An 18,381-nucleotide genomic window follows, 5' to 3' on the forward strand; every position below is an offset into this window, starting at 1 on the left:
GTGGTTTTGTGGCTTTAGGTTAGCCCATATTGTTAGGTTGCAGAAGGTTTGTGTAGTTGATCACGCATGGCGCTTGCATTTCTTTAGTCGCAAGAGGTATTTTCCATAGCGCTCAGGAGAGCACAGGGATAGATAAGCGGACAAGGAAATGGAATCGTGTCCTACCAGTTATACGTTACCGGTGGTTACGGCTTTACCGAAAGGGTTTTGCCGTCGTTACTACACCCTTCCGACGCGGTGTCCATCGCACAGGACTATTTTTCACGCGGTTACCAGGGCGCTCACATAGAGCCACCTCCGGATGGGGGCTATCGCGCCCTTGAGCAATCATCCAGCAGTGAGCGCCAGGCAATACTGGATGCCTTGCAAAGCGGCCAACTGGTTCTGGGCCGCCTGGATAGCGCAGCCTTTGGCATTTTCACCGACCGCACAGCAAGTCCAGAGCACCTTCGCTCGGATTTGCCGGCACCCCTGGCAAACCGTTTGCGAGACCGCTGGCCCTCTGGAGCCATTGGCGGGCCTGCTGTCCGATCCGATTCCCTGCATGCGCCAGCCACTCAAGACTATCCGCTTACACCGGAGCCGGTCGCGGAGCCCTTGCCAGGCCAAGGCCCCTACAGCCTGACCATTGAGTATCGTTGGCCCGATGGCACCGGTGTAGCGAACCTACCTTTTGAGGTGGGTACGGACCTCGAGAGCGTGACTGGAGTTCTGGACCATCGAGGTGCTGCTTCGGTGGAAGGGCTGAATGGCCGGTTTGCAACTGTCAGGCTGGGCTCAAGCGCTACGGATGATATGGTCCGGCAAGAACGCAAGGCAATCATAGCCGGTCTGCAACGCCTGCTGGAGCAGGAAAGGAAGGACACCGAGGCCCGGGAAACGGTCTACCAGCAGATGCCTCGCTATGAAAAGGCTCTGGTGAACACCGGAGCTGTGTTTCAGGGCGCTTATGATGCAGGGATTGGTCTGTTTGATTTTGTGGTTGGCGTTAGTGATTTGGCGCATCCAACCAAAGCGCTGATGGATGGGCTCAAATCGGCATGGTCTGCAAATCAAGGTAACGGAGCCAATAGCTGGTACGAAAGCTTCAACAGCCTGTATGACGACAAGCGTCGGGAGCGTTGGGTGCGAGCAATTGGGTTCTCGCCCTCCGACATCAGCCGGGAAGACATTGCAAAAGCCTATGAGTTGGCCAGTCTGGTTATGACGGATGCTCAGCTAAGCGCTGCTCTGAAAGACTTTGTGACCGATTATGCCGCCATTCAACATCACACTGAGTATGCCTACATTGGCGGAGCGATAGCGTTTGAACTGGTATTGGCTGGTTTGCTGGCGGCAACCACATTGGGAGCGGGTAATGCAGCGCAGGCATCCAGCCGTATTCGCCATGCTCGGATTCTGGCCGGGCTCGGGCCGGCATTCGGGCGATTTGCCGAGGCCCTTAAACTCCAGGGGTTGCGCAAGATCTGGCGCGATTTCGACCTGAACAGGAAAAAACGTTTTGAGGCTGAAGCATCACCTCGTCCAAAGGGCGTGGACCCCGATCCCGTCCAGCTAAGCACTAGGCCAGGGAAAGTGCTGCCCAGGTCCTTTGACGAGGCAAAGAAGCTTTTAGCTGATGCGCGAAATTCCATCATCGCCAATGGCAAGGCCCCGTCGCCCAAGTACACGCAGGAACAACTGCATCAAATCGCTCAAGAGGGGTTTGCAGACGAGAAGTTCATTGTCCGCTTGGTAGAAGAGCCCCATGTGCATCGAAACGGCCCCCTCAACGGAACCTTGGGTAAGGAAGGTCCGGCCGGTGTGCAGATCTGGTCCACGAGTTTTGATCAGACAGCTCACTTGGATACAGATCCCAAATTGATCACTGAAGCGATGGGTGTGAACTACAAGCCAGATGCCAAGTACAAGCTGGCGATCATTGATCAGGCAGATGCGGTTAAGTATGCGGATGCTGAGACGATTGTTCCCACATACGGAAATCTCACGAAGTTTGTTGAGGATAAGTTGCCGGGAAAAGTTGAAAATCCTGCTTTGACGAGGGAGGTTATGACGCCGGAATATTCGCGGGAGTATGAGGCGCTGATCAGGGGCATGCCTGATGATGCGTGGGTTAGCGCAAAATTACGAAAGCAGTACCTCGCTGATAACGGTGTTGTTGGAAATGAAAAAGCGCTTTTTGATGCTCGCTTTAGTATTCAGGACAACACGGGCGCCAATGAGCATTTCACTGGCAACGGTCTAACCAAAACTACCAGTTCAACTGCAAATAAACCAATTTACGGGACCGTTGAAGCATTTAGTCTGCACAAAAATCCCAAAACATTCCGGCAAATGACTGGCATGGAAGGTAGCGGTGCCCAGTGGGTCGAGCTGGTGGACCTTGAACCGATTAATTTTGGAGCTTAAAAATGGCATATCCTAAGTTGCCTGAGTGGCCGATCATAGACCCTGACAGTCCTCCGGAGGGCTATGTAAAAGTGGCTCACCACGAAGATAAAGATCGGAATAGTATTCCCTGGGATTTCTTTGTGTCGGATGGATATTTGTTGTTAGTCAGCAAGGAATGGATTCAGTATGGAGGCAAACCGGGCAGGTTTATTACCGAACAATATGAGTATCCTATTGAAGTCGCTCGCTGGTTTGTAACGACTATTTCTCGTTTCTTTCTGGAGCCAGGGCATCCGAATGCGGTACCTCGAGGTGAGATTACCATTGAGGAGAAGGTTGGCGGGGAAATCTTGGGCGTTACCCGGGGGGCTCAGTACGGTAGTATCCCTAAGTCGATTCCTGGTTACTCGTTAGATAACCTTAATCGCTTTGAGCATACGTCTTTGGGACCCGACGACAACTGGTGCCAGATGTTCAAAATGGGTGATCCGTGGTTGTTTGAGCAAGGCCTGCTGGATGTTTTCAAAGACGTCGCGGAACGGCATGAGAAAGGAGAGTTCTAGAAAGGGACTGCAATGCTCCAGAAACAACAAAACCCGCACAAGGCGGGTTTTGTCAGAATTCTTAATGGTGCCCGGAGGTGGAATCGAACCACCGAGACCCTATCCAATCCTTTAAGGCAATGGTATTCAGAGTTTGTCGTATTTGAAATAGTCGCCCTCTGTACCAGTTTTCTGTACACACTCTGACCCAATGGCTGATCTTCTTTCTTCCGTTGTTTGTATATTTTTATGGCTATGGCTAGAATTCAGTCGACGGAGGGCTCTGGCTATGTGGATCAAAAAATTACTTGCCATGGGGTATGGCGAGCAAGCTGGAAGTGAACGGAGTGATGCCCATAAGCACTACTCTGTCTCAGGCAATGGAGTTGCTTACCGTAAGGCTTCAGACTATCTGAGCGATGAGCGGGTCAACTCCTTTCTCAAGAGGGCTGAAAAAGTCGCTGTCAAACAGTGACCCAGCTCAGTCTCATAATCATCCCGCTAATTGCCGGTTATTCGTGGGCAAATAGCTGGCATCTCTCTCGCTACCGCATCGCTCGGTCAAACGGGTACACCCTTTACTTCTCTGCCGCTCTTTACGGCGTAGCGATTCTCGTTATGGCTGGCCTTACCCTCATGCTGCTCACCGCATGGGAGGTGGGGTTTGTTGAGTACCTGGCCCAGGTATCGGGCCTTCTTGGCTTGAGCCCATCTGTTGGGAGTTTTGGACTACAAGTTGCCGCACTTTTGCTGGTGACCATCTTGTATGGAATCGTCGGCGGGCATCTCTTGAATCTACTGACTGGAACACATTGGCCGTACAAGCTGGCGATCAAGAATGCGGACTTCGAACGATTGGTCCTGCGGGCTATCGAGCGTTCTTTGCCGATGTTGGTGACCCTTGAAAACGGGAAAGTGTATGTCGGGTATGTGATCAGGACGATCGATCCCTTGGCGGATGAAAAGGAGCTGAGACTCTTGCCCGTATTCTCTGGATTCCGGTCACCGGAAACCGGGCAGGTAACTTTCAGCACCAACTACTCAGAGGTTTTAGTCGAGATCTCCGAGGACGATAGTGAGGATAGTGAAGACGAGGACGGAGGAGCGCTGGGCCATTTGTATCCTGGTGACTTTGAAGTGGTGATCCCGGTTTTGAAGATCGTCACATCGACGCTCTACGATGATGAGGCCTACACTCGTTTTCAGAATAGGCAGTCTGAGCCTGGCTATCAGTTTGAGATCCGAGAGGCATGAAGCCCCATTCCCTTTGAGTATCCGGCATTAGCTGTATGAACGCACCACCGTCCTCGTTGGATGTGGTGGCAGTTGGAGCAGACGTGAACCGGGCGAGACCGGCGCAGATGAGTTGATGGGGCACTGCGTTGAAGTTGGCTACACCTGACAAGCTAAATGTGGTGGGAGCGGATGGGACGAAGTCCCACTTTCAGTGGGTCTTATGGTTGTTCCATAAGATGATCACTATTTCTTTATCACCATCAGATATTTCCTAGTCTGGTCTTTCTCCAAGAGACCAGCATCAAGTGATCTTGTGGTTACCCCAGTAGCTGATAACACAAGACTGCTTGATGCTTCCGGGGGGCAATGAGCACTATACCGGTAACGGACTGACCAAAACGATCAGCTCTAGTGCAGACCAGCCGTTGTATGGCGCCGTTGAGGCATTCAGTTTACACAAGAGTCCTAAAACTTTCCGGCAGATGGCAGGTATGGACGGTGGCACTCAGTGGGTGGAGCTTGTGGACCTTGAACCGCTTAACTTTGGAGCTTAATGATGGCGCATCCGAAACTACCTGAGTGGCCAATTATCGACCCAAACAATCCTCCAAGTGGATACCTGGAAGTAGCATGTGTAATGGACCCAGAATTAACGTCGGCCCCGTGGCACTTCTATGTGTCGGGTAACCATTTGCTTATTGTTAGGAAAAAATGGGTTCAATTTGACGAAAATGATCCGGGAGAGTTTGTCTCAGGCCAATATGAGTATCCCATCGGAGCCGCTCGCTGGTTTCTCGAAACTCTGGACCGTTTTTTCTTGGAGCCAGACCATCCAAATGCTGTTCCTCTTGGCGCAATCACAGTAGAGGAAGACGTTGACGGGGAAACGCTGGGTGTTACCCGAGGTGCGCAATATGGCAGTGTATTGAAGGGTATACCAGGATATTCATTGGATAACCTGAATCGTTTTGAGCACACCTCTTTTGGCCCCAGTACAAACTGGTGCCAGATGTTCAAAATGGGCGATCCTTGGTTGTTTGAGCACGGTTTGCTAGACGTATTCAAAGATATCGCCGAGCGTCACGAACAGGGCGAGTTTTGATAAGCAGCTGATCGGCAGTGTGGCGATTTATCATGGGTCGAATTCAACGCTTTAAACGGATGCAGTATGAGGCTTAAGAATGGCGTACCCGAAACTGCCAGAGTGGCCGATTATTGACCCTGAAAACCCTCCCGAAGGGTATTATCGTGTCGCCAAGGTAATGAATCCGGAGGACGACACTGCGCCCTGGCATTTTTTTGCTGTGGGGCGTCATCTAATATTTGGTCAGAAAGTTTGGGTTCAGCTGGGTGATGATGACCCAGGCGAATTCGCAACCGCGCAGTATGAATTCCCGATAGGTGCTGCCAGATGGTTTGTAGAGACGCTTAAGCGCTTTTTTCTCGAACCGGATCACCCGAATGCTGTTCCCCGTGGTGCTATCACTATCGAGGAGGAGGTTGACGGTGAAATGCTGGGCGTTACCCGAGGAGCTCAGTACGGTAGCATGCTAAAAGGGATACCGGGTTACTCGCTGGATAACCTGAACCGCTTCTCTCACACGTCCGTTCGAGTCAGCACAAACTGGTGCCAGATGTTCAAAATGGGCGATCCGTGGTTGTTTGAGCAAGGCTTGCTGGATGTCTTCAAAGATATCGCGGAACGGCACGAGAAAGGTGAGTTCTAGAAAAGGGTGGACACTTCGTGGACGCCAGAAACAACAAAGCCCGCACAAGGCGGGCTAAGTCATTGAATTCGTGGTGCCCGGAGGCGGAATCGAACCACCGACACGGGGATTTTCAATCCCCTGCTCTACCAACTGAGCTATCCGGGCGTGTTGAGCTGTGTGCTGCAACGGGGCGCTATTAAACCGGTTTAGGGTTTGGGAGTCAAGGCCGGCCGGCAAAAATTTTCGGAAGTTTTTGCCGGTTGTTCAGGCCTTGATCAATCGTCCTATTTTTCAGGTGGTACGTAGCCTTCGGCCTGGTCGAACGGCTCGTTGTTGAAGAACCGGTCCATCTGCGCCTGCAGGTATTTCCGGTTGTTCACGTCCATCAGGTTCAGGTGTTTTTCGTTGATCAGCATGGTCTGCTGGTTCTGCCATTCTTCCCAGGCCAGTTTGGACACGTTCTCGTAGATATCCTGGCCTTTGGGGCCGGGCATCGGGGGCATGGCCAGGCCTTCCAGTTCTTTCTGGTACTTGCGGCAGAATACAGTGCGGCTCATGTCGGCTCCTGTGCTGAGGTCAGTATGCCGGCATGATAACAGACCATCCGGCACCTTGGCTTGGTTACAGCAGGGTGGCTTGCTCGGGTTCCGTCAGCAGGGTTCGGATCGGGGCAGGCAGTCCCAGGCTGAGGGCTTCATCCCGGTGCAGCCAGCGCAAGCGGTCGGAATCGCCAACCTGGGTGTTGCCGGCCAAGGGCAGGCGTACCGGTTGTATGTGCAGATGATAATGACTGAAGGTGTGGCGAAAACCGCTGATGGGTTCCGGGCTGTGGCAGTTCAGCCCGAGCTCCCTGGCACAGGCGTCCTGCAGTTCATCTGCGCCATAGGCCGGGTCAAGTTCGGGCAGGCTCCACAGGCCGCCCCAGATGCCACTGGGTGGCCGGCGTTCCAGTAAAATTCGGCCCTCTGCGTCTTCCAGGATCAGCATCCAGGTGGTTTTTTCCGGTTTTTCCTTCTTGGGCTTTGAACCGGGGTACAGGCGAATCTCGTCACGGGCGTAGGCCAGGCAGCCATCCTTCACGGGGCAGGCCTCACACCCGGGTTTGCTGCGGGTACACACCATGGCGCCCAGGTCCATGATCGCCTGAGTGTAGTCTTTGATTCGGGCTTCTGGCGTGTGGCTCTCCGCGTGCACCCAGAGCTGGTTCAGCACGGCAGTCTGTCCCGGCCATCCGGGCACGGCGTGGTAGCGCGCCAGCACGCGTTTTACGTTGCCATCCAGGATGGTTGCGCGTTTTTCAAAGGCCTGGGCGACAATGGCGGCGGCGGTAGAGCGGCCAATTCCTGTGAGGCTTTCGAGTTGCTCCTGGTCGGCCGGGAATTCGCCGTCGAACTCATCCACTACCTGTTTTGCGGCCTTGTGCAGGTTGCGTGCCCGAGCGTAATAGCCCAGGCCGGACCAATGGCCGAGCACATCATCGACTGGCGCGGAGGCGAGGGCGTGCACATCGGGAAAACGGGCCATGAACGCCTCAAAGTAGGGAATCACCGTGGTTACCTGGGTTTGTTGGAGCATGATCTCCGACACCCACACCCGGTAAGCGTTGCGGTTGTGATGCCACGGCAGGTCGTGCCTGCCGTGTTGGTCGTACCAGCGAAGCAGTTTGTCGGCAAAACGGTCCGGCATCAGTTGAACAGTCCCTTCAGGGCGTCCTTCACCTTCTCGCCGGCATCCTCGCCCAGCTTCTCTTTCAGTTTTTCCTGCACCTTCTCTTCTGCTTTTTCTTTGGCGCGATCCACTTCTTCGCGGGCTTTCGCCTTGGCAGCGTTGGCCGCAATGTCTTTCAGGGTATCCCGGAAGCGGGAGCCGTCAAACGAACACAAGCCGGCCGGGTCTTCGGCGAAGTTGCCCCGGCATTCCACCGGAATGACCACGTTTTCCACATACTCGGTCACGCGACAGGCTTCGTCCCGGTGAATTTCACCAACTATGCGCAGGCCGAGTTCGTAGTCCAGGTCGGTTTGCTCAAGATTAACGGTGCCGTTTCCCTCAAGGCGCATGCCCGCAAGCGCCGCGACCAGATCGGTGTTGTTCAGGGTGTTACCGTCGATTTTCAGTGTGCCCCGCATGTCGTTGAATGGTGTAGTCGTGCCCCAGTCGGTAGTCGTCAGGGATTCCTGGTTGGCAAGGGCGATACCCTGGCAGGCCATACGGGTCAGGTTCATCTGCCGGAACTCGCCTTCGGCCAGGTTAAAGCTGATCTCGCCGTTGGCGTTTTCACGCAGGGCAGAAATCCGGTTGCCAGTGGTATCGACAGCCACTTTCAGATTGGCACCACCAGAGAGCATGTCTACCTCGGCCAGATCGGTTAACAACGGCAGGGTCTGTACGTTGGTCACGTCCGAGCGGATTCGCCATTTCGGGTTGTCGGTACGGGCGTCGATGGTGGCGTTGGCGCCAAAGCTGCCGTAATAGAGCTTGCCGCTGAATTCGTCTACTTGCAGCAGTCCATCTTTGGCGGTGGTGCTGGCGGCGATGTCGTTGATGGTGAGGTTGCTGACAATCAGCTCGCCCAGGCCGAAATCAATGTCCAGCAGCAGGGTGCGCAGGGTCTCCAGTGGCAGCAGGTCGGTTTCAGGCTGTGATGCCCCAGCTGTTTGAGTGTTGCTGTCGGTCTGTGTGTCCCCGTTGCCTACTCCTTGCGAATCGCCTTCGGCCGAGGGCGGCAGGTAACGATCAGCATTCAGCTTGTCACCCTCTAGGTCGAACACCAGCCCACCTGTGGCGAGGTTATAGCTGCCGCCACCGTTGAAGCGGGTATCATCCAGGGTAATGACAAGGTCAGACAGCGCGACAACGCCGGGCTCGCCACCCAGGTTGGTCGATAGCGCGATCGCTTTCAGTACCTCAGGGTCCGTGGTTTCAATGGCGGGTTGCCCCAGATTGTTGAGAAGCTCCTTCAGGGAAAACTCGGAAATCTCAATGCGACCGTCCAGAGCCGGTTTGTCGCCAAAGCCTTTTACATTCAGGTTGGTATTGAGGCTAAGATTGGCCAGGCTGGCGGAGAAGTCGCTCAGGGACGCGGTTTCGTTTTCCAGGTTGGCGGCCAGGGAACCGGCCAGTTCTGCGGTCACCGATTCGCCACCAAACGGCTCGCCCGACATATCAAATACCGCGTTCAGGCCAGATACCGCAAATTCGTTGAGCGCCTGGTTTGCCTGGATGCGGGCCTTGATGCTGCCGTCTACCGCAAACTGCGGCTGGCTGGTTTCAACGCGGAAGCGGATATCCAGGGGGAATTCGGAACCGAGGGTGATATCACTGGCGGTCACCGTGAAGTCTTCCAGCGTAACAGACTGCCCGGTGCTCAGATCGTTGTAGTGAACGCTGGCGTTACTGATTTCAACGTTCTCGACATTAAAGTTGAGAGCCTCACCGCTGGCGGATTGTGTCTCAGGCTCGGCTGTTTCCTGGGCGGGTTGTTGTTCGGCAGCAGCGGTGCCAGCCTCAGCGGTGGCGGTTTGCTCCCGCATTATCCGGGTCCAGTTGCCTTCGCCCTGCTCGTTAACTTCCAGGTGTGCATCCAGGCCACTCAGCAGGAAGGTGTTTACCTGTGGAGACATGGCAATCAGAGACCAGAAATCAATCTGGGCAATCAGTTGCTCCAGTGCGACAAACCGTTCGCCGTCCAGGTTGGCCTCAACCTGATTCAGCTCCAGGCCCAGGGGGATGAAAGACCAGCCAATGTCGCCCTCCAGCATCAGGTCCAGATTGGTCTGCTTCTCAACAGCCGCTTCAATCTGGGGTTTGTAATCGTTGGGGTTGATCACCGCAACCGCAATGGCGACGGCGGCCACTGCCAGTAACAGCAGCGCAATAACGGCGTAGATCGCATAGCGGATAGCTTTCATGGCTGGGTTCCTTTTCCTGTCGGCAGGCTGGTAGCCGGCGTTTTATTGCGTGAATAAAGCAAAGGATAACGCAGGGTTAGCAAATTAACAGTGCAGGAATATGACAATGCGGTAGTCTTGGGTCAAAATACACCCCCAACTTATCCGCCGGGGCAGCCAGCCCCGAGGCACAAATAAACATAAGAAGGAGTCGGCTGTGGCCATTACCGTATCGATTGAGCTGAACCGGGATCTGGAAATTCCGGCGAGCTATGATGAAGTCTTCGATCTGTTGGCAGACGTTCCCAAATCTGCCAGCCACTTCCCAAAAGTCGATAAACTGGTGGACCTGGGCGATAACGCCTACCGCTGGGAAATGGAAAAAGTGGGCGTCGACAAACACGCTATTCAATCGGTTTACGCCTGCACCTACCACGCTGACAAAGAGGCCGGCAAGATCACCTGGTCGCCCATCAAAGGCGAGGGCAACGGGGTTGTCAGTGGTTCCTGGACCCTGAGTGCCAAGGGCGACAACGCTACCGCAGTAAGATTCCAGACCAGCGCAGAGCTGACCGTTCCCCTGCCGAGCCTGCTCAAGCTGGCCATCAGCCCGGTGATCAAGCACGAGTTCAACAGCCTCGTGGACACCTACATGGCCAACCTGAAAAAAGCGTTCTGAGCTATCAGGGTGATTGATCCGGTTGCGGGACTCCAGTTGAGTTAACAGGTATAATCCGCAAACAAAGTTTACGGTAGCAAGCCAGTTTTCAACGGAGTCTCCATGGCCGAACGCAAGGCTCGGGTAGAACGCAATACCCTCGAAACCCAGATTACCGTCGAGATCAATCTCGATGGCACCGGCAAAGCCAATTTCGACACTGGTGTGCCTTTCCTTGAACACATGATGGACCAGATTGCCCGCCACGGCCTGGTGGATCTGGATATTACCTGCAAGGGCGACCTGCACATCGATGACCACCACACCGTGGAGGACATCGGCATCACTCTGGGCCAGGCCTTCAAGCAGGCTGTGGGCGACAAAAAAGGCATTCGCCGCTATGGCCACTCTTATGTGCCCCTGGATGAAGCTTTGTCACGCGTGGTCATCGACCTGTCCGGCCGCCCCGGTTTGCTCATGGACGTACCCTACACCCGCGCCAGCGTGGGCGGGTTTGACGTCGATCTGTTCGCAGAGTTCTTCCAGGGCTTTGTGAATCACTCCATGGTGACCCTGCACATCGACAACCTGAAGGGCAAGAACACCCATCACCAGATCGAAACCGTGTTCAAAGCCTTCGGTCGCGCACTGCGCATGGCGATTGAAATGGACGAGCGCATGGCGGGCATCACCCCGTCCACCAAAGGCGCCCTGTAACCGGTCACCGATAGGAATAGAACCACCATGAAGACCGTCGCCATCATCGACTACGGCATGGGCAACCTGCATTCCGCCCGCAAAGCCGTGGAGCACGTGGCCCCGGACTGCACCGTACTGGTTACAGACGATGCCGCCAAAATCCGTGAAGCTGACCGGGTGATTCTGCCCGGTGTAGGCGCCATCCGTGACTGCATGGCCGAAATGCACCGTTTGGGCGTGGTTGAGCTCGTCAAAGAAGTCTCCCAGGACCGCCCATTCCTCGGCATCTGCGTTGGGATGCAGGCCCTGATGGCCCGCAGCGAAGAAAACGGCGGTGTGGAAGGTATCGGCCTGTTCCCGTCTGAAGTTCGTTACTTCGGCGACAACCTCACCGAAAACGGCGAACGCCTGAAAGTGCCCCACATGGGCTGGAACCAGGTGTACCACACGCTGGACCACCCGCTCTGGCACAACATTCCGGACGGTGATCGCTTCTACTTTGTGCACAGCTACTACGCCGAAGCCGAAGGCAACGCCGATATGGCTGGCCGCACCCATTATGGTGTCGACCTGGCGGCAGCGGTGGCGAGAGACAACATCTTTGCAGTGCAGTTCCACCCTGAGAAAAGTGCCCGGGCGGGACTGCAGTTGCTGGAAAACTTTACGAACTGGACCGGAACATGCTGATTATCCCCGCTATCGATCTGAAAGACGGCAAATGCGTAAGACTGCGCCAGGGCCGCATGGAAGACTCTACCGTATTCGGTGACGACCCCGTCGACATGGCCACCAAGTGGGTCGACGCCGGTGCCCGCCGCCTGCACCTGGTTGACCTTAATGGCGCCTTCGCCGGCGAACCGGTAAACGGTGAAATCGTAAAGGCAATTGCAGTGAAGTACCCGAATCTGCCTATTCAGATTGGTGGTGGCATCCGCTCGGCGGAAACCATTGAGGCCTATCTGAAGGCTGGTGTTCAGTGGGTCATCATCGGCACCAAGGCGGTTAAAGAGCCTGAGTTTGTCACCGAAATGTGCAAGGAATTCCCCGGCCACATTATTGTGGGTCTGGACGCGAAAGACGGTCGCGTCGCCACCGACGGCTGGGCCGAAGTCTCTGAAGTCATGGCGGTAGATCTTGCCAAGCGCTTCGCCAACGACGGCGTATCCTCAATCGTTTACACCGACATCGCCCGTGACGGCATGATGCAGGGCGTGAACGTCGAAGCCACCGCCAAGCTGGCAGAGGAAGGTGGCATCCCGGTGATTGCGTCTGGCGGCGTTACCAACATGGACGACCTCAAGCGCCTGGCCACCGTTGCCGACACAGGTGTCATCGGTGCTATCACCGGCCGCGCCATCTACGAAGGCACTCTGGATGTGGCGGAAGCGCAAGCCTATTGCGACAGCCTGAAAAACTGAGGACTGACAATGGCATTGGCAAAACGCATCATCCCCTGTCTGGACGTCGACAAAGGCCGTGTGGTTAAAGGCGTGAATTTTGTCGATATCCGCGACGCCGGCGACCCGGTGGAAGTGGCCCGTCGCTACAATGAGCAGGGCGCGGACGAGATCACTTTCCTGGACATCACGGCCAGCAGCGAAAGCCGCGACACCACCTACGAAACGGTAGAGCGCATGGCGGCGGAAGTGTTCATCCCGCTGACCGTGGGCGGTGGCGTGCGCACCGTCGATGATATCCGCAAACTGCTCAATGCCGGAGCCGACAAGGTCTCCATCAATACGGCCGCAGTCTTCAATCCTGAGTTTGTGCGGGAGGCAGCGGAGCGTTTTGGCCGGCAATGCATTGTCGTCGCCATCGATGCCAAGCGCGTGAGCGCAGCAGGCGAGGAGCCGCGCTGGGAGATCTTTACCCACGGTGGTCGCAAGCCAACCGGGCTGGATGCCGTAGAGTGGGCGAAGAAAATGGTTGAGCTGGGGGCAGGGGAGTTGCTGCTGACCAGCATGGATCGTGATGGCACCAAGATCGGCTTTGATCTTGGCCTGACCCGTGCCATCAGCGATGCGGTAGTCGTACCGGTGATTGCTTCAGGTGGTGTCGGTGAGCTACAGCATCTGGCGGATGGCGTTACCCAGGGTGGCGCAGACGCGGTGCTGGCGGCATCCATCTTCCACTTCGGTCAGCACACCATCCCTGAAGCCAAAGCCTTTATGAAGGCTCAGGGCATCGAAGTCCGCGATTAATTGCTGCGTGCATAGGCAGGCCGAATGGCCTGCTTCTCACCTTCCGCAAACATCTCCCGATTACCGTTGCGCATGGCCCAGAGACCACTGACCGTGGCGATGGCAATGCCCTGTTCATCCAGCATCGGCAGGTGCTTCTCCAGATAATCCACGGTGACCTTGTGGGGGTGTCCGATACCAATGGCCGTGCCTTTTTCCCTGGCGGTCTGAATCAGCAGTTTGAACTGTTTGTCGACAAACTCTTCCGTCTGTTCGTGATCGAGAAACACATCGCGCGTCAGGCTCGGGATGTTGTAGGCATCGGCCACACTGCCGGCGATGGAATTGGCAATGGTGCGGCTGTCGACGAAATACACCGGGTAGCGGTCCAGCTCTTTCATGACCCAGTCCATGGGTTCCAGTTGCTGAGTAAGCAGGCTGCCCATGTGATTGTTCACACCGCTGACAAAGGGAATGGACTGCAGTGCCCGGCGCAGGGTGGTGGTGATGGTCGGCTCGTCCATATCCGGTGTCAGTCCGCCCGGGCCGAGACCGAAGTTGCGGGTGTTGGCCATCGGGGCGTGCAACATGATTTCCTTGGATTGGGCGTGGGCCAGCTTCGCCAGGGGAACTGTGTGGCGCCGGTAGGGCAGGAAGGCCAGTGTCAGGGGCTGGTCAAGCTTTGCCAGTCGCTCGCCCTCGTAACGATTGTGGCCCATGTCATCAATAATGATGGCAATGGTGGGCTGCTGGGGTTCACCCGGCCCTGACGCAAACGCAGCGACAGGGCTGATGGCCAGAAGGGCCAGCAGCGTGAGGGTAGAGCGTAAAGTCACTGGGCGTTTTCCTGCGGCTTGCTGTCGTTCTTCCGGTTAAGGATGTGCAAGCCTTTCAGCAGGTTCAGGGCCGACCGCAGCTGATAGTCCCGGTCGGCAGCAGAAGCCTGTGCTTCCGCAGCCTGTTCTCTGGCCTTACGGGCTTCCTCCTCATTCTCCCCCTCAAGATGACCGCTCAGGTCGGCTTCGGTGAAGAATGGCCTGCTGTCGAGCTCTTTCAATTCTGCCGGGCGCACCTCGATGTCCGGCTTGATGCCGGTGGCCTGGATGGAGCGACCATCCGGCGTGAAATAACGGGCTGTGGTCATTTTGATGGCGTGGGTCTCGTCCAGCGGTATGACCGTCTGGACACTGCCCTTGCCGAAGGACTGGGTGCCCATCACCACGGCGCGTTCATGGTCCTGGAGCGCGCCGGCAAGGATTTCCGACGCGGAAGCAGAGCCACCGTTGATTAGCACGACAATAGGTGTGCCAGCCATGACGTCGCCGGGCTTGGCACTGAAGCGCAGGCGTGAACTCTGGATACGGCCTTCGGTGTAAACAATCAGGCCTTCGTCCAACAGGGCATCCGCGGTCTCTACGGCAGCTTGCAACACACCGCCGGGGTTGTTGCGAAGGTCAATGATCAGGCCGTCCAGATCGTTGCCGTGTTCGTCTTCCAGATCGCTGAGGGCTTTCAGGAACTGCCGGCCAGTCTCGGCCTGGAATTGCGTAATGCGGACATAGCCGTATCCGTTATCGATCATCCGGGATTTAACGCTGGTGACTTTGATCACATCCCTGGTGACATCAATCTCGATAGGCGCACTTTCGCCCTCGCGCATGATGGTCAGAGTAAGCACCGTGCCGGGCTTGCCGCGCATCAGGTTGACGGCTTCTTCCAGCGACATTCCCTTCACCGGCTTTTCGTCCAGCTTGATGATCAGGTCGCCAGCTTGAACGCCCGCTTTCTGGGCCGGGGTGTCGTCGATGGGGGAGATGACTTTGACAAAGCCGTTCTCCATGCCCACTTCAATGCCAAGCCCGCCAAATTCGCCGGAGGTACTTTCTTCCAGTTCCTCGTAATCTTTGGGGGCCAGATAGGTAGAGTGAGGGTCCAGGTCGGACAGCATGCCCTTGATGGCGCTCTCGAGCAGTTGGGTGTCGGAGACATCTTCCACGTAGGCGTCTTTGATGCGGCTGAACACTTCGGTGAACTTGCGCAGGTCTTCCAGCGGCAGTTGTTCTTCCGGGTCAGGAAGTTTCAGTTCAACCCGCTCGCCACTCTGAATGGAGTCCAGAATCTGCTGGGTCTGAGCGTCCTGGTCCTGTGCCAGGGCCAGTCCGGAGGCTGTGAAACAACAGGTGGCAAGAATCATGGTGCGCAATGGCGAGGTCTTGAGTGTACTTCTGGCCCGTTTCATTCACATATCCTGTTTTGTTTCCAATAGTTGGACTGGTTCCTGACCCGGACAGTATGGCGCCCGCAACGCCGTTTGTCAGCCCTGTTATGGCTTGCCCAGCCAGCTCCTTGGGTTCACGGGTTTGCCGTTGCTACGTACCTCGAAATACACGGCCGGGTCTTCGGTGCCGCCGGTGCGTCCGGCCAGGGCAATGGTCTCGCCCGGGCGCACCCAGTCACCGGGGGTTGTGAACAAGCTGCTGCTGTGGCCGTAGAGGGTCATGTAGCCATCGCCGTGATCAATGATGGTGATCAGCCCGAATCCACGCAGCCAGTTGGCAAATACCACCCGGCCATAGTGCACGGCCTTGATCTCTGCCTCTTCGGCGGTATTCATCAGAATGCCGTTACGGCGTAGTTTGCCATCTGCGTACATGGCGCCGTAATTGCTGACTATCCGCCCTTTTGCGGGCCAGGGCAGCTTGTCGCGGCGGGATTTGAACGGACTGGATTCGTTCGGGGCCGGAATGCTGGCAATGGCCTGCTGCACCTCTTTCAGCAATTGCTCCAGGCGCTGGCGATCGGCTTCCAGGGATTGGCGCTCGCTACGGCGGTTCTGGATGTCGTCATTCAGGGCGGCCAGTGTTCTGGCCCGATCCTGCCGGCTCTGGGTCAGTTGCTGCTGGCGCTGTTCCAGATCGGCTTCGGTCTTGGCCAGTTCGGTGCGGGTGGCCTGAACGGCGGCGCGGGCGGCTTTCAGTTCCTGAAGGCTGCGCTGGAACGCTTCCAGGCGGGAGACGGTATTCTTGCTCAGGTATTCGTAGTAGGTGAGGGTGCGGGCAACTTCGCCGGGCTCAATCTCGTTCAACAATACTTTCAGAGCCGGCGCGTCGCCTTCCATCCAGGCTGCCCGGATCTGTAGTTTCAGGTTTTCCCGTTGCTGTTCGAGGGTATTGGCCAGCTCGCTTTCCTGGGCGCGAAGCTCGGCAAGGCGCTCCTGCTGTTCCCGGGCCTGCTGCCGAAGGGTACGGCGTTCCCGGGTCAGGGTGCTGATTTTGCGCTCGGTGGCCGCCAGTTGCTGTTCAAGGGTTGACCGGTCTTCTTCGGCATCGGCCAGCCAGCGGTCGATGTCGGCGATACGCTCCTTCAGCGCCTCGACCTGTTCGGGGGTCACATCCTGCTGGGCGCCCAAAGGTGCAGCCCCCAATGTGAGGGCCAGCACCAGGACGGTCAGTTTACGCAACACCTTTACCGGCGGAGCGATCAGTCGAACTCGACCAGGCTGTGCCCGGTCATTTCCGCAGGCTTTTCGGTATCCATCAGGGCCAGCAGCGTCGGTGCGATATCGCACAGGCTGCCGTCGTCCCGGAGGTTCACCTTGCGGTGGCCGGTGTAAACCAGAGGCACAGGGCCAATGGTGTGGGAGGTGTGTACCTGGCCGGAGTTGGGGTCGGTCATCTGCTCACAGTTGCCGTGGTCGGCGGTAATCAAGGCTTCGCCACCCACTTCATCCAGGGCCTCCACCACACGCTGCACACACTGGTCCAGGCACTCGGCGGCCTTGATGGCGGCGTCCAGCTTGCCGGTGTGGCCAACCATATCGCCGTTGGCGTAGTTGCAGACGATCAGGTCGTACTTGCCGCTCTTGATGGCTTCAACCAGTTTGTCGGTAACCTCAGGTGCGCTCATTTCCGGCTGCAGGTCGTAGGTGGCCACCTTGGGAGACGGCACCAGAATGCGATCTTCACCTTCAAAGGGAGTTTCCAGGCCGCCATTGAAGAAGAAGGTCACGTGGGCGTATTTCTCGGTCTCTGCAATGCGCAGCTGGGTTTTACCTTGCTTCGCCATGTACTCGCCCAGGCCGTTGGCCAGTTGCTCGGGCGGGTAGGCGCAGGAGGTTTTGATGTCAGCGGCATATTCGGTGAGCATCACGAAATCTGCCAGTTCCGGGTGCTTGCGTCGGTCGAAACCGTCGAAGTCTTGCTCTACGAAGGTGCGGGTCATTTCCCGGGCGCGGTCGGCACGGAAGTTCATGAACAGCACGGCGTCGCCGTCATTGATGATGCCCTCGGGCTCGCCATCGGCCCGGATGTGGGTCGGCTTCACGAATTCGTCGTTCTCGCCACGCTCATAGGCCTGTTCCAGTGCCGCCACCGGGTCGTCGCTGATGAACTCGGCTTCGCCCAGGGTCATGGCGTTATAGGCCGCTTCCACGCGATCCCAGCGGTTGTCCCGGTCCATGGCAAAATACCGGCCAACGATGGTGGCTACCCGGCCAACGCCCAGGCTTTTCATTTTCGCGGCGGCTTTTTCCAGAGAAGGGCGGGCACTGCGTGGTGGCATGTCACGGCCATCCAGGAAGGCATGGATGTAAACTTCTTTGGCGCCACGGGCTGCAGCCAGCTCAGCGGCCGCCAGAATATGATCTTCATGGCTGTGGACGCCGCCCGGAGACAGCAGGCCCATCAGGTGTACGGCCTTGTCATTGGCAACAGCCTTGTCGATGGCGTTGCAAAGGGCCTCATTCTTCTGGAAATCGCCATCTTCGAGATCTTTGTCGATGCGCGTCAGGCTCTGATACACCACGCGGCCGGCGCCGAGATTCATATGGCCCACTTCGGAGTTACCCATCTGGCCCTGGGGCAGGCCAACAAACATCCCTGAGGTGTTGATCAGGGTTTTCGGCTGGTTATGCCAGATCCTGTCCCAGAACGGGGTGTTGGCGTTGGAAATGGCATTGTCTTCCGCCGGGTCACGGTGGCCCCAGCCGTCGAGAATTATCAGTGCAGTGGGCTTGCGCGTCTCGGTCATCGTGTCGTCCGCTTGGTTGCAAAAAGAACAGAATTTGAGTGGGGCAGA

At 56.6% G+C, this 18,381-nt stretch carries 18 protein-coding genes and 1 tRNA gene; 11 read left to right on the top strand and 8 right to left on the bottom strand.

Going from position 1 to position 18,381, the window contains the following annotated elements:
• Positions 1-156: 156 nt before the first annotated feature.
• From Q669_RS00225 to Q669_RS19045, 6 genes are all read left to right on the top strand, one after another.
• Positions 157-2,409, top strand: coding sequence for a hypothetical protein (locus Q669_RS00225; RefSeq protein ID WP_022990786.1), 2,253 nt, complete (start codon positions 157-159; stop codon positions 2,407-2,409).
• A gap of 2 nt (positions 2,410-2,411) precedes the next feature.
• Positions 2,412-2,954 carry a hypothetical protein gene (locus Q669_RS00230; RefSeq protein ID WP_022990787.1) on the top strand — a complete coding sequence of 181 codons (543 nt, stop codon included), beginning with the start codon at positions 2,412-2,414 and terminating at the stop codon, positions 2,952-2,954.
• 268 nt (positions 2,955-3,222) lie between these two features.
• Positions 3,223-3,408, top strand: coding sequence for a hypothetical protein (locus Q669_RS00235; RefSeq protein WP_022990788.1), 186 nt, complete (start codon positions 3,223-3,225; stop codon positions 3,406-3,408).
• Positions 3,405-4,187 (top strand): hypothetical protein, encoded by a 783-nt coding sequence (locus Q669_RS00240; protein WP_022990789.1) that lies wholly within the window; start codon positions 3,405-3,407, stop codon positions 4,185-4,187. The genes Q669_RS00235 and Q669_RS00240 overlap by 4 nt, the downstream gene beginning before the upstream one ends.
• 535 nt (positions 4,188-4,722) lie before the next feature.
• A complete protein-coding gene (locus Q669_RS00250) occupies positions 4,723-5,271 on the top strand; it encodes a hypothetical protein (RefSeq protein WP_147232525.1) in 549 nt (182 codons plus the stop codon).
• 79 nt (positions 5,272-5,350) lie between these two features.
• On the top strand, positions 5,351-5,896 hold the full coding sequence (locus tag Q669_RS19045) for a hypothetical protein (protein ID WP_022990792.1): 546 nt from the start codon (positions 5,351-5,353) through the stop codon (positions 5,894-5,896).
• A 71-nt stretch (positions 5,897-5,967) separates the two neighbouring features.
• Here the strand turns inward: Q669_RS19045 and Q669_RS00260 are convergent.
• The 4 genes from Q669_RS00260 to Q669_RS00275 all read right to left on the bottom strand — a co-directional run bounded on the left by Q669_RS00260 (position 5,968) and on the right by Q669_RS00275 (position 9,789).
• A tRNA-Phe gene (locus Q669_RS00260) sits at positions 5,968-6,043 on the bottom strand.
• A 119-nt stretch (positions 6,044-6,162) separates the two neighbouring features.
• Entirely contained in the window at positions 6,163-6,435 is a 273-nt protein-coding gene (locus Q669_RS00265) for an oxidative damage protection protein (RefSeq protein WP_014422534.1), read from the bottom strand.
• Positions 6,436-6,499: 64 nt separating this feature from the next.
• Entirely contained in the window at positions 6,500-7,564 is a 1,065-nt protein-coding gene (gene mutY / locus Q669_RS00270) for an A/G-specific adenine glycosylase (protein ID WP_022990793.1), read from the bottom strand.
• Entirely contained in the window at positions 7,564-9,789 is a 2,226-nt protein-coding gene (locus Q669_RS00275; RefSeq protein WP_022990794.1) for an AsmA family protein, read from the bottom strand. The genes mutY and Q669_RS00275 overlap by 1 nt, the downstream gene beginning before the upstream one ends.
• Positions 9,790-9,985: 196 nt before the next feature.
• Here Q669_RS00275 and Q669_RS00280 point away from each other — a divergent pair, with 196 nt between their 5' ends.
• The 5 genes from Q669_RS00280 to hisF all read left to right on the top strand — a co-directional run bounded on the left by Q669_RS00280 (position 9,986) and on the right by hisF (position 13,326).
• A complete protein-coding gene (locus Q669_RS00280; protein ID WP_022990795.1) occupies positions 9,986-10,447 on the top strand; it encodes an SRPBCC family protein in 462 nt (153 codons plus the stop codon).
• Positions 10,448-10,549: 102 nt separating this feature from the next.
• Positions 10,550-11,143 carry an imidazoleglycerol-phosphate dehydratase HisB gene (gene hisB, locus Q669_RS00285; RefSeq protein ID WP_022990796.1) on the top strand — a complete coding sequence of 198 codons (594 nt, stop codon included), beginning with the start codon at positions 10,550-10,552 and terminating at the stop codon, positions 11,141-11,143.
• Positions 11,144-11,170: 27 nt separating this feature from the next.
• Positions 11,171-11,812 (top strand): imidazole glycerol phosphate synthase subunit HisH, encoded by a 642-nt coding sequence (gene hisH, locus Q669_RS00290; RefSeq protein WP_022990797.1) that lies wholly within the window; start codon positions 11,171-11,173, stop codon positions 11,810-11,812.
• Positions 11,806-12,543 (top strand): 1-(5-phosphoribosyl)-5-[(5-phosphoribosylamino)methylideneamino]imidazole-4-carboxamide isomerase, encoded by a 738-nt coding sequence (gene hisA, locus Q669_RS00295; protein ID WP_011786613.1) that lies wholly within the window; start codon positions 11,806-11,808, stop codon positions 12,541-12,543. Before hisH ends, hisA begins: the two co-directional genes overlap by 7 nt.
• A 9-nt stretch (positions 12,544-12,552) precedes the next feature.
• Positions 12,553-13,326 (top strand): imidazole glycerol phosphate synthase subunit HisF, encoded by a 774-nt coding sequence (gene hisF, locus Q669_RS00300; RefSeq protein WP_011786612.1) that lies wholly within the window; start codon positions 12,553-12,555, stop codon positions 13,324-13,326.
• Here the strand turns inward: hisF and Q669_RS00305 are convergent.
• The 4 genes from Q669_RS00305 to gpmM form a co-directional block, all read right to left on the bottom strand.
• A complete protein-coding gene (locus Q669_RS00305) occupies positions 13,323-14,141 on the bottom strand; it encodes a divergent polysaccharide deacetylase family protein (protein ID WP_022990798.1) in 819 nt (272 codons plus the stop codon). The genes hisF and Q669_RS00305 overlap by 4 nt on opposite strands.
• Positions 14,138-15,544 (bottom strand): S41 family peptidase, encoded by a 1,407-nt coding sequence (locus Q669_RS00310; RefSeq protein ID WP_022990799.1) that lies wholly within the window; start codon positions 15,542-15,544, stop codon positions 14,138-14,140. Before Q669_RS00310 ends, Q669_RS00305 begins: the two co-directional genes overlap by 4 nt.
• A gap of 84 nt (positions 15,545-15,628) precedes the next feature.
• Positions 15,629-16,729 (bottom strand): peptidoglycan DD-metalloendopeptidase family protein, encoded by a 1,101-nt coding sequence (locus tag Q669_RS00315; protein WP_081698891.1) that lies wholly within the window; start codon positions 16,727-16,729, stop codon positions 15,629-15,631.
• A 56-nt stretch (positions 16,730-16,785) separates the two neighbouring features.
• On the bottom strand, positions 16,786-18,333 hold the full coding sequence (gene gpmM / locus Q669_RS00320; protein WP_022990801.1) for a 2,3-bisphosphoglycerate-independent phosphoglycerate mutase: 1,548 nt from the start codon (positions 18,331-18,333) through the stop codon (positions 16,786-16,788).
• Positions 18,334-18,381 lie beyond the last annotated feature (48 nt).

It is taken from the genome of Marinobacter sp. C1S70, from assembly GCF_000475355.1.
Taxonomy (GTDB): domain Bacteria; phylum Pseudomonadota; class Gammaproteobacteria; order Pseudomonadales; family Oleiphilaceae; genus Marinobacter; species Marinobacter nauticus.